Raw genomic sequence first — 13,013 nt, forward strand, 5'->3', positions numbered from 1 at the left:
TACGACCTGGCCTTCGACATCTCCCGGCAGCGGATGGCGACCTGGGCCGCCTGGGAGCAGGTCAGCCGCGACGCCGAGCACGCCGTTCCCGCCCCGGGGAGCGGCCGTTGACGCACCCGCCACGCCCCCGGCCGTACCGACACCAGGAGGACGCTCATATGCAGTCCGATGGCGTCGCGCACGTCGCGCCGGCGACCAGGGCCAGGGTGATGAAGCTGTGCCGCAGGCCGTTCGGGGTGAGGGTGCGGCACACCGGTGCGGGCAGCCCGGCGTCGGTGGCGATGCGGCGAGGCACGTCAGGCAAGTGGAGCTCGGCATGCCCAGCATGGTGAGCTCCGGCGTGAAGGCATTCGAACGTGTGGAGAGCGATCGATCAGCGTTGATCTCGCTGCCTGTCGAAAGTCACGACTGCGGCTTGACCTGATCAGGTGCGGATGTGAGGGCGGCGACGGTAAGCGTCAGGTGCTGGGTCAGCACCTCGGTGGCGGTGTCGGCGTCACGGGCCAGCGCCGCTTCCTCCAGGCGGCGGTGCTCCGCGGCGCCGTCGCGGTCGGGTGTGCGCTGCGCCGACCAGCGGCGGGCCAGCTCGCCGGCCGTCCATAGCCTGTCGAAGGTGTCCAGCAGCACGGGGTTGCCGCACCCGTCCAGCAGGGTCCGGTGGAAGACGCGGTGCGCCTCCGACCACGCGCTGGTGTAGTACTCGCCTTCCTCCGGCTCGTACGGCGGTGTGCGGGTCAGGCGGTGGTGGGCCGCGCGCACCCGTGCCTCCCAGTCGAGGTCGCCGCGCTCGATCGCCAGGCGCAGCATGACCGGCTCGATCGTACGGCGGGCCTCGGCGATCTGTTGCCACCGCCGGTCGGAGAAGTCGGGGACGGCGAAGCCGCGGTTGGGCAGCCGTACCGCGATGCCCTCGCCCACCAGCCGCACCAGGGCCTCGCGGACGACGGCCAGGCTGACCTGGTGCTGCTGGGCCAGCTGCTGCGGCTTGAGCGCCTCACCCGGGGCGTACTCGCCCCTCATGATCGCTTCCTGAAGCCGGGTGTGAACACGCTCGGAGAGCATCTGTTTCGTCGAGGGGTCGGCCGTCATGCCCTCAGGATAGACCATCTGCCAAATAATCGATTATTCGTGTTACAGTCGATGATGTGTGAACGGCGCCCCCCGATGGCGCTGCCCACGTCTGCCGACCCACCGGCCGACACCCTCACCACCTGTTCGAAGGACCAGACATGAACGACCCCTTCGCCCGCCTGCCCCAGGCGCCCTCCTTCACCCTCACCAGCACCACGCTGGCGGACGGCGCCCCCTGGCCCGCCGAACAGATGTCCGCAAGCCTCCCGGGAGGCAAGGACATCTCGCCACAGCTGTCGTGGAGCGGCGCCCCCGAGGGGACGAAGAGCTACGCCGTCACGGTGTACGACCCGGACGCGCCGACCGGCTCCGGGTTCTGGCACTGGGCCGTGGCCGACATCCCCGCCACCGTCACCGAGCTGCCCGAAGGCGCGGGCGACGACACCGGCTCCGGCCTCCCCGACGGCGCCTACCAACTGCCCAACGACGCCCGAGTGGCGCGTTACCTCGGCGCGGCCCCGCCGGCGGGGCACGGCCCGCACCGCTACTTCGTCGTGGTGCACGCCCTCGACACCGAGACCATCGGCGTCCCGGCCAGTGCCACGCCCGCCTACCTCGGCTTCACCATCACCGGCCACCTCCTCGGCCGCGCGGTCCTGACCGCCACCGCCGAGACCCCATGACCGTGACCCCGATCGAGCTCTCCGCATCCGGCATCCACCTGTCCCGGGGCGGCAGGATCCACGCCGGCGCCCGGCCGGCGGACGCCGGGCGCGATGGCTGGCACCTGAAGGCGTTCCACGCCAGGACCGGCTCCGACGTCCACGCCGACCACTGGCACGTGAACACCGAGTCCGACGAGATCGTGTCCTGCGTCATCGGCAAGATCCGCCTCTACCTGCGTCCAGAACGACCGGGACGGCAGGGGGAAGGAGAGGAGGAGATCAGACTGACGGCCGGCACCGCCGCCATCGTCCCGCGCGGGCGGTGGCACCGGATCCAGCTCGACATCCCCAGCACCGTCATGACCATCACGGCGTCATGTGGCGGCCGTTCGGAGAGCCGCGCCGACCCCCTCTGACAGCGCCTGCTCTCCGATGGCGCACCTTCTGGTGACCGACGCCCTCCAACGGCACCCGCTCCCGGCTCTGCTTACGCGGTCGAGCGGACAGCCTCGACGGAAACGGCCACCGCGCGATGCCCCGAGTACGACCAGTGCCCGGAGGTGTGCGGTGGCCGTCCCTGGCGGCTGGTGCTTGCCACCCTTGCGACGCACCCACAGCAGGTCGTAGCCCTCGGTGTGGCCGAGGTCTCCGATGTCGGCCTCGGTGATTGCGGCCAGCCACGCCCGGGCCAGGGCCCTGATCGCCGCCCTGCGCGACGGCGAGGGCCTGGTCGAGCCCGGCCCGACACGTGAGCAGCCCCTGCCGCTCGACACCTGGAACGGCGAATGCGATCCTCGGCGCAGACCCGTCGCTCCAGCACAGAAAGAGGAACACGTGCCGCGATCAGCTCAACGCCCATCGAAAGCCCGTCGTGCCGCAACGATCCTCCTCGCGACAGTCGTCGCGCTGGCGTCCACCACGCCCGCGCACGCGACCGCGACTCCCACGATCTCCCTGAGAGGCGTGACCGACTGGGACGGCGACGGCCACCAGGACATCCTCGCCATCGACAGCAGCACCGGCTACTTATGGCTCTATCCGGGCGAGAGCAGGCGCGGCTACAGCTTCCAGCCGCGGGTGAGGATCGGCAACGGCTGGAACGATTTCTACGTCCGCGGCATGACCGACTGGGACGGCGACGGCCACCAGGACATCCTCGCCATCCAGCGCAGCACCGGCCTGCTGTGGCTCTACCCGGGCGAGAGCAAGCGCGGCTACAGCAGTCAGCAACCGGTGGTGATCGGCAACGGATGGGACGGGTACCACATCCGTGGCCTGGCGGACTGGGACGGCGACGGCCACCAGGACATCCTGGCGCAGTACCAAGGCGGCGGGCTGCGGCTCTACCCCGGCGAGAGCAAGCGCGGCTACAGCAGTCAGCCAATGGTGGGAGTCGTCATGGCCGGCGTCCTCCGCTACATCCGATGGGTGGCCGACTGGGACGGCGACGGTCACCAGGACGTCATCGGCAACGGCACCGGAAACGATCTGCTGATCCTCTACCCCGGTGAAAGCATCCGGGGTTTCAGCAGCCAACCCCGCATCCAGATCGGCAACGGCTGGCAGCGGTATCTCGTCGCGAGCGTCGCCGACTGGGACGCCGACGGCCACCAGGACATCCTCGCCATCAACTACGACACCTGGGACCTGTGGCTCTACCCCGGCGAGAGCAGACGCGGCTACAGCAGCCAGCAACCGGTGAAGATCGGCAACGGCTGGATCGGCTGACCCTGGGCCACGCCACCCCGACCGCGCGGTCGGACCGACGACCCCACCTGCCCGCCCTCTGCCGTGTGATCAGCGCGCCACGCTTGCCGGGGGCGACAAGCTCTGGCTGAGCGCAGCCCTCGTCATCGGACCTGGAGGAGGCTCTGGTCCCTTACGAGGGCGCGCTCGTCATCGTCACCCACGACCGGCGCGTGCGGGTTAGGCTCACCGGCTCCCACCTGGAGCTCAGGGCGGGCCGGGCGGAGCGGCCCGGTCGTCGGCCTCGCCCAGCTGCTGTTCCAGCCGCTCCAGGCCGCCCCTGATGAGCCGCCCGTAGTCGTCGTCGCCGAGCCTGCCGATCTCGGCCCGGGCCTGCCGCAGGTGCTCGCGGGCGCGGTCGAGATCGCCCAGCTTGCGGTAGCACTCGGTGAGGTTGAGGTGCAGCGACGGGTACAGGCCGGCCACCGAGAGCGCGACCCCGGCCCCCGCCAGGCGCTCGTCCGTGACCTGACCGACGGCGGCGAGCGCCCGCAGGTCCCACACGAGCTCCTCGTGCACGTCGTCCTGCACGTCGGCCATGGCGTGGGCGAGGACGCAGATGTGCAGCGGGTCGCCCTCCTCGCCGCCGATGTCCTCCCAGATCTCGGCGAACAGGTCACGAGCGGCTTCGCGCTGACCTTGGTGGTGATGTAACTCCACCCCTTGGCCGATCCGGAGGATCGTCGGGTCGGTGATCATCGGCAGCCCCTTCGGCGGCGCGGAAAGTGGCGCGGGAACAGGGGGCCAGACTACGGGTCCCAGGAGGCACTGGCGAAACACGGTGTGATGTACGACACTCTCTTCCTAGAACCCTGTTTTAGAACAGCGTTCTGCGTTCCCGTGCCGCCGTACCACCCCACACGGGAGCACCTAGCGCGGAGGAGAAAGACATGGTGAAGGCCGTCGCCCGCGAACGTCGCCGACTCGGGTCCCCGCCACCGGGCGGCATCAGCGCGACCGATCCCAATCCCTTCGGATGGGGACCGTTCGTGGTGCTGTTCATCGTGGGAATGGTCGACCGTATCGAAGCCAACCTGATGTCCGGCGTGCTGCCCCTCATCCAGGAGGAATGGGGTTTCAGCGACACCGCCGCCGGATCGATCCCGACCGCCGCCGCCCTGGCCGCCGCGCTCGTCGCGCTGCCGGCCGGCTACCTCGCCGACCGGCACAGCCGTACGAAGATCATCGCGGTGGTGGTCCTCGTCTGGGCCCTGGCCACCCTGGGCTCCGGCCTGGCCGCCGGCTTCGCCTTCTTCTACTTCACGCGGGTGCTGCTCGCCGCCGCCGAGAACATCGACAACCCCGCCGTCGGCAGCCTGCTCGCCGACTACTACCCCGCCGCGACCCGCATGCAGGTGTACGGCTGGACGCGGATGACCACGTACCTGGGCGGCGTCGGCACGCTGCTCGGCGGCGTCATCGGCCAGGCGTTCGGCTGGCGGGCCGCGTTCCTGCTGATGGCGATACCCGGAGCCCTGACCGCCCTCCTCGTGTGGCGGCTGCGCGAGCCGCAGCGCGGCGAGATGGACCGGATCATGGCCACCGCCGGCGCCTCCTCCGCGCCCGCACCCGCGCCCGGCGCCCTGGAGCCGCCGCAGGCCGGGCCGCCCGAGGCCGACCCCGCCCCCACCCCCGGCGCGACCGTGAAGCGGCCCTTCTGGCCCCAGGTCCGTCAGGTCCTGGCCATCCGCACCCTGGTCCTCGTCTCCCTCGGGGTGATGATCCTGACCCTCGGCCTCGGCGGCGTCTACTTCTGGCTGCCCTCCCTCATGGTCCGCGGGTTCGGCATGGAGGTCGGCGCCGCCGGCAGCCTCAGCGGCGGCATCACCATCGTGGGCGTCCTGGCCGGGACCGTGATCGGCACCCGCCTCGGCAAGCGGCTGCACGGCCGGGTCCCCGGCGGCCGGCTGCTCGTCGGCGGCACCGGCATCACCGCCGGCTCGATCGTCCTCGGCGTCGCCCTGATCACGGACTCGTCCGCGGCCCTGGTGATCCTCCTCCTGCTGGCCGTCACGATCTCCTCCACCGCGATCCCCACCTGCACGGCGTGCATCGCCGACGTCGTGGCCGCCTCGTCGCGGGGCGTCGGCTTCGCCGTCCTGCAGGTCCTGCTGACGATCGGCGCCGCCTTCGGCCCGCTCATCGTGGGCATCGCCTCGGACGCGACCGGCTCACTCCTCGCCGCCATGTACGCGCTGATCGTGCCCATGATCCTCGGCGGGCTCGTGGTGCTGGCCTCCCGCCGCTCGTACGAACGCGAGGCCGCCCGCGTCCTGGAGGACGCCAGGAACTCCTGAACCAGGGACTCAAGGGCTGATCAGCCCTGTCCGGTAGGCGATGACGACCAGCTGGGCGCGGTCGCGCGCGCCCAGCTTCGCCATCGCCCGGCTGACATGGGTGCGCGCGGTGGCCGGGCTGAGGAACAGCTCGGCCCCGATCTCCTGGTTGCTCAGACCCTGCCCCACCAGGGCCAGCACCTCGCGCTCGCGCTCGGTCAGCACCGCGAGCCGGTCCTCCGCGGCCCGCGCGGCCGTACGGCGCGCGGTGAACTGGCCGATGAGCCGCCGGGTGATCCGCGGCGCGAGCAGCGCGTCCCCGGCGGCGATCACCCGGATGGCGTGCAGGAGCTCGGCCGGTCCCGCGTCCTTCAGCAGGAAGCCGCTGGCGCCGGCCTGGAGGGCGTCGAAGACGTACTCGTCGGTGTCGTAGGTGGTGAGGATGAGGACGCGGACCCGCTCCAGCCCGCGCGTCCGCGCGATCTGGGCGGTGGCCTGGATCCCGTCCACCCTGGGCATGCGGATGTCCATGAGGACGACGTCGGGGCGGGTGGCGCGGGCCCGTTCGACGGCCTCGGCGCCGTCGGTCGCCTCCCCCACCACCGTGATGCCGTCCTCCAGGTCGAGCAGGACCTTGAACCCCGATCGCACGAGACCCTCGTCGTCGGCGAGCAGCACCCTGATCGACGCGCCGTCCGGCGGCGGGCCGGCCGCGGTCACAGGCTCGGCCCGGTCGGAGCGAGAGGCAGCCGTGCCCTGACCTCGAACCCGCCGTCCGGGGTCGGCCCCGCGTCGAGCTCCCCGCCGAGCAGCTGACAGCGCTCGCGCATGCCGACGATCCCGCGGCCGGGCCCGACCGGCCCCCTGGGACGCTGCTCCGATGCGGCCCGGCGGCCCTCGTCGGTCACGCGGATCTCCAAATCCTCGATCCCCGGCCTGAGCGCCACCGTCACCCGGGTCGGCCCGACGTGGCGTACCACGTTCGTGATCGACTCCTGGACGATCCGGTAGGCCGCGCCTCCCACCGCGCTGGGCAACGGCGCGCCGGGCGCGCTCTCCTCGACCTCGACGTCGAGCCCGGCTTCCCGCGCCTTGGCGGTCAGCTCGCCGATCTGCCCCAGCCCGGGGTACGGCACCCGCTCGCCGTCGTCGTCGTCCCTGAGCACCCCGAGGATCGCCCGCATCTCCCGCAGCGCGCGGGAGCTGGTCTGCTCGATGGCGCGCAGCGCCTCGCGGGCCACCTCGGGCCGCTTGTCGAGCACGTGCGCGGTGACGCCGGACTGGACGTTGATGATCGCTATGGCGTGCGCGACGGTGTCGTGGACCTCGCGGGCGATCCGCAGCCGCTCGGCGTCCACGCGCGCCCGCGCCTCCTCCTCGCGGGTGCGTTCGGCCAGCTCGGCGCGCTTCTGGGCCTCGGCCGCGATGACGTGCCTGGTCCGTACGGACTCGCCGAGCGCCGCGCTCATGACCGACGCGCCGATCCTGAAGTACACCCAGCCGATGGCCGCGCCCGGCTCGACGTCGGCCGCGGCGACCAGCCAGCAGACGGCGAGCACCGAGATGCCCACGCCGGCGGTCACCAGCGACCTGCGTCCGTCGCCGTAGGCGGCGACCGTGTAGAGGGCGACGAAGAGCCCGAGCCAGCCGGGCCCGTCGGGGAAGTCGAGGGTGTAGTACGCCAGGCTGGCGAACGCGGTGACGAGGAACACCGGCACCGGCCACCGGCGGCGCACGGCGACGGCCAGGCCGCTCACGATCAGCAGGACATAGCCGAGGTTGCCCAGGTCGGTGAGGGGACGCTGGACCACCTCGCCGGCATTGCGCACCATCGTGCCCTGAACCTGCATCACGGTGACGAAGAGCGCGAGCAACGCCTCCTGCGCCGGCATCGGCAGGCGCAACGACGCCACGCGGTGTTTCATGCCGCGATCCTACGGTTCCTCCACGTCGAGCGCCCTCCGCCCGGACGCGCGGCCGCCTACGACGACGGGCGTAGCGAGGGACGAGCCGGCTACGCGGAACTACGTAGCCGGCGCCGACCGCAGGCGGAGGCCGGGGGCGCCGCGACGACGCGACGATCGAGGCCGTCACCCCCGTCGAAAGGAATCCCGATGTCCGTCCCTCATCTGCTGGCGACCACGAACGTTCTGGCCCAGCCCGTCGACGCCTACGCCATGACCACCGGGCGCCTCTGGTCCATGGTGGGCATAGCGCTGGGGCTGGCCGGCGTCGTCGTCGGCGCCCTGGCGCTGGCCCGCCGCTCAAGCCGCCCCGTCACCAGGAGAAGGGGGGCGATCGTGGCCCTGGCGGCGGGGCTGGCCGCCACGGTCGTCGGCGCGCTGGTCGTGGCCGCCGCCGAGGGCGGCCCCGGCACCGGCTACGGCATCGTCGGCGGCTGGGTGTGCCTGGTGGTCGGGCCGGTCGCCATGATCCTCGGCGGGCTGGTGATGGCCCGCTCCCGCCGCACCTCAGCCGAATACATCAAGCAGGTTTGATGTATTGTGCGGAGCATGGAGCTGTCCGGCCGGGCCGTACCGCCGCCGTTCGTGCGGCTGGCCGCCCATGAGGTGCGCTGGCGGCTGCTGAGCGAGCTGGCGCACGGCGACCTGCGCGTGCGCGAGCTCGTCGCCCTCGTCGGCGAACCGCAGAACCTGGTCTCCTACCACCTGCGGCTGCTGCGCTCGGCCGGGCTGGTCACCGCCCGCCGCAGCAGCTTCGACGGCCGCGACAGCTACTACCACCTGGACCTGGAGCGCTGCGCGGACGCGCTGGCCGCAGCGGGCGCCGCCCTGCATCCCGCGCTGCGGCCGTCCCCCGCCGGGATCGCCGAGACCGCCGGCGCGGCCGGCGCGGCCGGCGCGGCCGGCGCTTCGGCGGGGGCGCCCTCCGTGCTGTTCCTGTGCACCGGCAACAGCGCCCGCTCACCCGTCGCCGAGGCCCTGCTGCGCCACCGCACCGGCGGCCGCGCCGAGGTGACCAGCGCCGGCAGCCACCCAAAGGACCGCCTGCACCCCCACGCCGTACGCGTGCTGCGCCGCCGGTACGACATCGACATCGCCGACCGGCGCCCCCGGAGCCTGGACACGCTGACCGGCCGCCGCTTCGACTACGTGATCAGCCTGTGCGACAAGGTCCGCGAGGTCTGCCCCGACTTCGACGGCCACCCGCGACGCCTGCACTGGAGCATCCCCGACCCGGCCGCCGACCAGGACGGCTACCCCGCCTTCGACCGCACCGCCGCCGAGATCGACACCCGCGTCCGGCACCTGCAACCCGTCCTCTTCCCCGCCCCACGCCAGGAGGTCCGGCCATGACCGCAGCCGACCAGGTCGCCAGCGTCCGCTACATCGTCGACGACGTCCGCGCGGCCGTCGACTTCTACACCGCCCACCTCGGCTTCACCGTCAACTTCGACGCCGCGCCCGCCTTCGCCGACGTGGTACGCGGACCGCTGCGGCTGCTGCTGTCCGGCCCTGCCAGCTCCGGCGCCCGCGCCACCCCCGCCCAGGACGCCGGCGCCGGCCGCAACCGCATCCACCTCGTCGTGGACGACCTGGACGCCGAGGTCGCCCGGCTGCGCGAGGCGGGCCTGCCGTTCCGCAGCGACGTGGTCACCGGCCCCGGCGGCCGCCAGATCCTGCTCGCCGACCCCGCCGGCAACCTGGTCGAGCTGTTCCAGCCCGCCTCCTGAGCCTGTCAGAACGGCGACAGTATCGTGGGTCCGGGAAAACGGGAGGTCACCGTGGCGGGCACGTCCGCCGGTAAGGACCGGTTGGAGCGGCGCCTCGGCCTGACCGACGCCGTCGTCATCGGGCTGGGCTCCATGATCGGCGCCGGGGTCTTCGCCGCGTTCGCTCCGGCGGCGCGGGCGGCCGGCTCGGGGCTGCTGGTCGGGCTGGCGCTGGCCGCGCTGGTCGCCTACTGCAACGCCACCTCCTCGGCCCGGCTGGCCGCCCGCTATCCCACCTCCGGCGGCACCTACGTCTACGGGCGCGAGCGCCTCGGGGACTTCTGGGGCTACCTGGCCGGATGGGGTTTCGTGGTCGGCAAGACCGCCTCGTGCGCGGCGATGGCGCTGACCGTGGGCGCCTACCTGTGGCCCGAGCAGGCGCACGCGGTCGCGGTGGCCGCCGTGGTGACGCTCACCGCGGTCAACTACGCGGGGATGCGCAAGACCGTCTGGCTGACCAGGGGGATCGTCGTCGTGGTGGTGGCCGTGCTGGCCGCCGTCGTGCTGGCCTGCCTGACCTCCGGCGCCGCGGACGCCGCCCGCCTCGACGTGACCTCGGACGCCGGCGTCGGCGGGGTCCTGGAGGCGGCGGGCCTGCTGTTCTTCGCCTTCGCCGGCTACGCCCGCATCGCCACGCTGGGCGAGGAGGTGCGTGACCCGGCCCGGACCATCCCCCGGGCCGTTCCGCTCGCGCTCGGCCTGACCCTCGTCGTCTACGTGGGAGTCGCGGTGGCGGTCCTGTCCGTGCTGGGCGGCACCGGCCTGGGCGTGGCGACCGCCCCGCTGGCCGAGGCCGTCCGCGCGGCCGGGCTGCCCGCCCTCGCGCCGGTGGTCGGCGCGGGCGCCGCGGTGGCCGCGACCGGTTCGCTGCTGGCGCTGATCCTGGGCGTGTCGCGTACCACGCTGGCCATGGCCCGCGACCGGCACCTGCCGCACGTGCTGGCCGCCGTCCACCCCCGCTTCAAGGTCCCGCACCGCGCCGAGCTGGTCGTCGGCGCGGTCGTCGCGGTCCTGGCCGCCACGGCGGACCTGCGCGGCGCGATCGGCTTCTCCTCCTTCGGCGTGCTGGTCTACTACGCCGTCGCCAACGCGAGCGCGTGGACCCTCACCCGCGCCGAGGGCCGCCCGGCGCGGCCGATCCCCGCGGCCGGCCTGGCCGGCTGCCTGGTCCTGGCCTTCGCGCTGCCGCTCTCCTCGGTGATCGCCGGGGCCGCGGTGCTGGCCGCCGGCGCGGCCGCGTACGGCCTGCGCCGGGCGATCACCGCGCGCTCGGCGTGAAGCGACCTCGCCCGGCCAGGGGGAAGCATTACCTCCGTCGCCGGGTCGGATCACCGGCGACCGGGCAGGCATCTGAGGCGAAGCGGACAGGCTGGGGATCGGGGACACATGATGAGCGACGAAGCACGGGACGACCGCGCGGCACCGGACATGCGCCGCCGCAACGTGCTCGGCCTGCCCGTCGCCCTGACCTGCGGCGCGGTGGTGCCGGCCGCGTGCGCCACCTCCACCCCCGCCACCCTCGGGAAACAGGCCGGACAAGAGGTGCCGGTCACGCCGCCGGAAGACCTCATGCGCGAGCACGGCGTGCTCAAACGCGTCCTGCTGATCTACCGCGAGGGCATCCGGCGGATCGGCGCGGGCGAGCCGGTGCCGATCCGGCCCCTGCACGCCGGGGCCGGCATCATCCGTACGTTCATCGAGGAGTACCACGAGGAGCTCGAAGAGCGCTACGTCTTCCCGCGCCTGGTCAAGGCGGGCAAGCTGACCGACACCGTCCCCGTCCTGGTCCGGCAGCACCAGCGCGGCCGCGTGCTGACCGGCCGCATCCTGGACGTCACCGCCAGAGCCGTCCCCCAGCGGGCCCGTCGCGACCTCGCCGCCGACCTGGCGGCCTTCGTCCGCATGTACGAGCCCCACGAGGCCCGCGAGGACACCGTGGTCTTCCCCGCCATGCGCGAGGTCATCCCGCCCAAGGAGTTCAGCGAGCTGGCCGAGACCTTCGAGGACGAGGAGCACCGCCGCTTCGGCCCGGCCGGCTTCACCGGCGTCGTCGGACAGGTCGCCGACATCGAGAAGACGCTCGGCATCTACGACCTGAACCAGTTCACCCCCCGCCGGTGACCCAGACGGGACGGCCCTGCCGCGCGGCCTAAACTGCCGGTCATGGCACCGAGACGCAGGCGCGACCCTGCGGAGTCACGCGCCGAGCTGCTGGCGGCGGCGGCCGAGCTGATCAGGCAGCGGGGCCCGGACAACGTGAGCCTGCGGCAGATCGCCGAGGCCGCCGGGGTCGCCCACGGGCTTGTGTCCCACTATTTCGGCAGCTATGCCGCCCTGGTCAGGGAGGTGCTGCGCGTCGAGAACGACCGCATCGAGGCGCGGGTGCGCGAGCGCATCCGCGCCGAGGGCGGCGTGCCGCTGGCGGCGGACATCATGGACGTGGTCTTCGACACCCTGGCGGACGAGCGCTACCTGCGCCTGTTCGTCTGGGCGGAGATGCACGCCGACTACCGGGGCGCCACACGGCCGGCGCTGGTGGAGCTGGTCGACACGATGGAGGCCGGGATCAGGGACGCGCTCGGGGGCCGGCCCGTGCCGGGCAGGGCGCGGATCGAGGCGGTGGTGCTGATCGGGCTCTCGGCCGCGTACGGCTTCGCCATCGGCGGCCGGTCGTGGCTGGCGGGCCTGGGTCACGACCCCGACGACCCGGCGCACGCGGCGGAGTTCCGCGTCCAGCTCGCGCGGATGATGGGCGCCCACATGGTGGAGGAGTCCGGGGCGGAGGAGTCCGGCTGACTTGTTCTCCAGTTGGAGAATAAGATGGTCCTGCCCGCTGATTCCGCAGACAGGACCGAGAGCATGGCCGAGCACGTCACCCCCTTCCCCGACCGCCAGACCCGCCCCTCCGACGAGGAGCGTGAGCGGGCGGCCCGGCGGCTCCAGGACGCCGCCGCCGCGGGCCGGATCGAGCTGGCCGAGCTGGACCAGCGGCTGAGCGAGATCTACGGGGCCCGGACCCGTGGCGAGCTCGCGCACGCGGGCCGCGGCCTGCCCGAGCCGACGCGCGCCGACTCGCTGGTGGTGGCGGAGGAGCCCGGCTCCCGTTTCGCCTTCAGCGTGTTCGGCTGGTTCAGCCGCAAGGGCCGCTGGGTCGCGCCGCGCGCGTTCACGTCGTTCTCGATGTTCGGCGGCGGCGAGATCGACCTGCGCGACGCCCGCTTCGCGAGCCAGGAGATCCGGGTGCGCGCCTTCGCCCTGTGGGGGTACACGGAGGTGATCGTGCCCGACGACGTGGAGGTCGAGGTCAAGGGGTTCGGGCTGTTCGGCGCGTTCGACAGGAGCGCGGTCCGCGCCAGGCGGGGGGCGCCGAGGGTCGTCATCAGCGGCCTCGCGCTGTTCGGCGGCGTCGGCACGAAGACCAAGCCGGCGCCGGGACCGTCCCACGACTGAGGCGGCAGTGGCGGGCCCGCGCCGTCCATGTCACACTCACTGTTATAGAACTCTGTCGAGAGTTCTATAACG

Annotated in this window: 16 protein-coding genes and 1 pseudogene; 12 read left to right on the top strand and 5 right to left on the bottom strand. The window is 72.8% G+C overall.

Features of this window, described 5'->3' with window-relative positions:
* Window positions 1-154 precede the first annotated feature (154 nt).
* Together ABD292_RS37245 and ABD292_RS37250 are read right to left on the bottom strand one after the other, a co-directional pair.
* Window positions 155-295 (bottom strand): hypothetical protein, encoded by a 141-nt coding sequence (locus ABD292_RS37245; protein WP_344215910.1) that lies wholly within the window; start codon window positions 293-295, stop codon window positions 155-157.
* A gap of 107 nt (window positions 296-402) precedes the next feature.
* Window positions 403-1,107: a GntR family transcriptional regulator gene (locus tag ABD292_RS37250; protein WP_344215912.1), complete on the bottom strand. Its 705-nt coding sequence runs from the start codon at window positions 1,105-1,107 to the stop codon at window positions 403-405.
* Window positions 1,108-1,229: 122 nt separating this feature from the next.
* Between ABD292_RS37250 and ABD292_RS37255 the strand changes: the two genes are divergently transcribed.
* The 4 genes and pseudogenes from ABD292_RS37255 to ABD292_RS37270 form a co-directional block, all read left to right on the top strand.
* Window positions 1,230-1,754, top strand: a complete 525-nt coding sequence (locus tag ABD292_RS37255) for a YbhB/YbcL family Raf kinase inhibitor-like protein (RefSeq protein ID WP_344215914.1) — start codon at window positions 1,230-1,232, stop codon at window positions 1,752-1,754.
* The gene (locus tag ABD292_RS37260; protein ID WP_344215916.1) at window positions 1,751-2,152 is read left to right on the top strand and encodes a cupin; all 402 of its coding nucleotides are present in this window, start codon (window positions 1,751-1,753) and stop codon (window positions 2,150-2,152) included. Before ABD292_RS37255 ends, ABD292_RS37260 begins: the two co-directional genes overlap by 4 nt.
* Before the next feature lie 547 nt (window positions 2,153-2,699).
* Entirely contained in the window at window positions 2,700-3,464 is a 765-nt protein-coding gene (locus ABD292_RS37265) for an FG-GAP repeat domain-containing protein (RefSeq protein WP_344215918.1), read from the top strand.
* A 128-nt stretch (window positions 3,465-3,592) separates the two neighbouring features.
* Window positions 3,593-3,766, top strand: a pseudogene (locus ABD292_RS37270) (tylosin resistance protein TlrC); the annotation flags it as partial.
* On the opposite strand, the gene ABD292_RS37275 reads toward ABD292_RS37270, so the two are convergent.
* Window positions 3,690-4,181 (bottom strand): hypothetical protein, encoded by a 492-nt coding sequence (locus tag ABD292_RS37275; RefSeq protein ID WP_344215920.1) that lies wholly within the window; start codon window positions 4,179-4,181, stop codon window positions 3,690-3,692. The pseudogene ABD292_RS37270 and the gene ABD292_RS37275 overlap by 77 nt on opposite strands.
* A 191-nt stretch (window positions 4,182-4,372) precedes the next feature.
* On the opposite strand from ABD292_RS37275, the gene ABD292_RS37280 reads away from it, so the two are divergent.
* Complete coding sequence (locus ABD292_RS37280) at window positions 4,373-5,779, top strand: MFS transporter (RefSeq protein ID WP_344215922.1); 1,407 nt, start codon at window positions 4,373-4,375, stop codon at window positions 5,777-5,779.
* A gap of 9 nt (window positions 5,780-5,788) precedes the next feature.
* Here ABD292_RS37280 and ABD292_RS37285 read toward each other — a convergent pair whose 3' ends face one another.
* Entirely contained in the window at window positions 5,789-6,478 is a 690-nt protein-coding gene (locus ABD292_RS37285; protein WP_344215924.1) for a response regulator transcription factor, read from the bottom strand.
* Window positions 6,475-7,683 carry a sensor histidine kinase gene (locus tag ABD292_RS37290; RefSeq protein WP_344215926.1) on the bottom strand — a complete coding sequence of 403 codons (1,209 nt, stop codon included), beginning with the start codon at window positions 7,681-7,683 and terminating at the stop codon, window positions 6,475-6,477. Before ABD292_RS37290 ends, ABD292_RS37285 begins: the two co-directional genes overlap by 4 nt.
* 189 nt (window positions 7,684-7,872) lie before the next feature.
* On the opposite strand from ABD292_RS37290, the gene ABD292_RS37295 reads away from it, so the two are divergent.
* The 7 genes from ABD292_RS37295 to ABD292_RS37325 all read left to right on the top strand — a co-directional run bounded on the left by ABD292_RS37295 (window position 7,873) and on the right by ABD292_RS37325 (window position 12,941).
* Window positions 7,873-8,256, top strand: a complete 384-nt coding sequence (locus tag ABD292_RS37295) for a DUF6223 family protein (RefSeq protein WP_344215928.1) — start codon at window positions 7,873-7,875, stop codon at window positions 8,254-8,256.
* Between the two features lie 15 nt (window positions 8,257-8,271).
* Window positions 8,272-9,075, top strand: coding sequence for a metalloregulator ArsR/SmtB family transcription factor (locus tag ABD292_RS37300; RefSeq protein ID WP_344215930.1), 804 nt, complete (start codon window positions 8,272-8,274; stop codon window positions 9,073-9,075).
* The gene (locus ABD292_RS37305) at window positions 9,072-9,452 is read left to right on the top strand and encodes a VOC family protein (RefSeq protein WP_344215932.1); all 381 of its coding nucleotides are present in this window, start codon (window positions 9,072-9,074) and stop codon (window positions 9,450-9,452) included. Before ABD292_RS37300 ends, ABD292_RS37305 begins: the two co-directional genes overlap by 4 nt.
* 51 nt (window positions 9,453-9,503) lie before the next feature.
* Window positions 9,504-10,769 carry an APC family permease gene (locus ABD292_RS37310; protein ID WP_344215934.1) on the top strand — a complete coding sequence of 422 codons (1,266 nt, stop codon included), beginning with the start codon at window positions 9,504-9,506 and terminating at the stop codon, window positions 10,767-10,769.
* A gap of 108 nt (window positions 10,770-10,877) precedes the next feature.
* Window positions 10,878-11,612, top strand: coding sequence for a hemerythrin domain-containing protein (locus tag ABD292_RS37315; RefSeq protein WP_344215936.1), 735 nt, complete (start codon window positions 10,878-10,880; stop codon window positions 11,610-11,612).
* Between the two features lie 42 nt (window positions 11,613-11,654).
* Window positions 11,655-12,287 (top strand): TetR/AcrR family transcriptional regulator, encoded by a 633-nt coding sequence (locus ABD292_RS37320; RefSeq protein WP_344215938.1) that lies wholly within the window; start codon window positions 11,655-11,657, stop codon window positions 12,285-12,287.
* Window positions 12,288-12,350: 63 nt separating this feature from the next.
* Entirely contained in the window at window positions 12,351-12,941 is a 591-nt protein-coding gene (locus ABD292_RS37325) for a DUF1707 SHOCT-like domain-containing protein (protein ID WP_344215940.1), read from the top strand.
* The last annotated feature ends 72 nt before the right edge of the window (window positions 12,942-13,013 follow it).

The sequence above is a fragment of the Nonomuraea bangladeshensis genome (assembly GCF_039529455.1).
Classification (GTDB): domain Bacteria; phylum Actinomycetota; class Actinomycetes; order Streptosporangiales; family Streptosporangiaceae; genus Nonomuraea; species Nonomuraea bangladeshensis.

Bases quoted from the DNA above. Each gene is read 5' to 3' on its own strand.
- ABD292_RS37320 (WP_344215938.1), top strand. From the start codon at position 11,655: ATGGCACCGAGACGCAGGCGCGACCCTGCGGAGTCACGCGCCGAGCTG.
- ABD292_RS37255 (WP_344215914.1), top strand. From the start codon at position 1,230: ATGAACGACCCCTTCGCCCGCCTGCCCCAGGCGCCCTCCTTCACCCTC.
- ABD292_RS37305 (WP_344215932.1), top strand. From the start codon at position 9,072: ATGACCGCAGCCGACCAGGTCGCCAGCGTCCGCTACATCGTCGACGAC.
- ABD292_RS37315 (WP_344215936.1), top strand. From the start codon at position 10,878: ATGATGAGCGACGAAGCACGGGACGACCGCGCGGCACCGGACATGCGC.
- ABD292_RS37295 (WP_344215928.1), top strand. From the start codon at position 7,873: ATGTCCGTCCCTCATCTGCTGGCGACCACGAACGTTCTGGCCCAGCCC.
- ABD292_RS37275 (WP_344215920.1), bottom strand. From the start codon at position 4,181: ATGATCACCGACCCGACGATCCTCCGGATCGGCCAAGGGGTGGAGTTA.
- ABD292_RS37290 (WP_344215926.1), bottom strand. From the start codon at position 7,683: ATGAAACACCGCGTGGCGTCGTTGCGCCTGCCGATGCCGGCGCAGGAG.
- ABD292_RS37300 (WP_344215930.1), top strand. From the start codon at position 8,272: ATGGAGCTGTCCGGCCGGGCCGTACCGCCGCCGTTCGTGCGGCTGGCC.
- ABD292_RS37260 (WP_344215916.1), top strand. From the start codon at position 1,751: ATGACCGTGACCCCGATCGAGCTCTCCGCATCCGGCATCCACCTGTCC.
- ABD292_RS37325 (WP_344215940.1), top strand. From the start codon at position 12,351: ATGGCCGAGCACGTCACCCCCTTCCCCGACCGCCAGACCCGCCCCTCC.
- ABD292_RS37280 (WP_344215922.1), top strand. From the start codon at position 4,373: ATGGTGAAGGCCGTCGCCCGCGAACGTCGCCGACTCGGGTCCCCGCCA.
- ABD292_RS37250 (WP_344215912.1), bottom strand. From the start codon at position 1,107: ATGGTCTATCCTGAGGGCATGACGGCCGACCCCTCGACGAAACAGATG.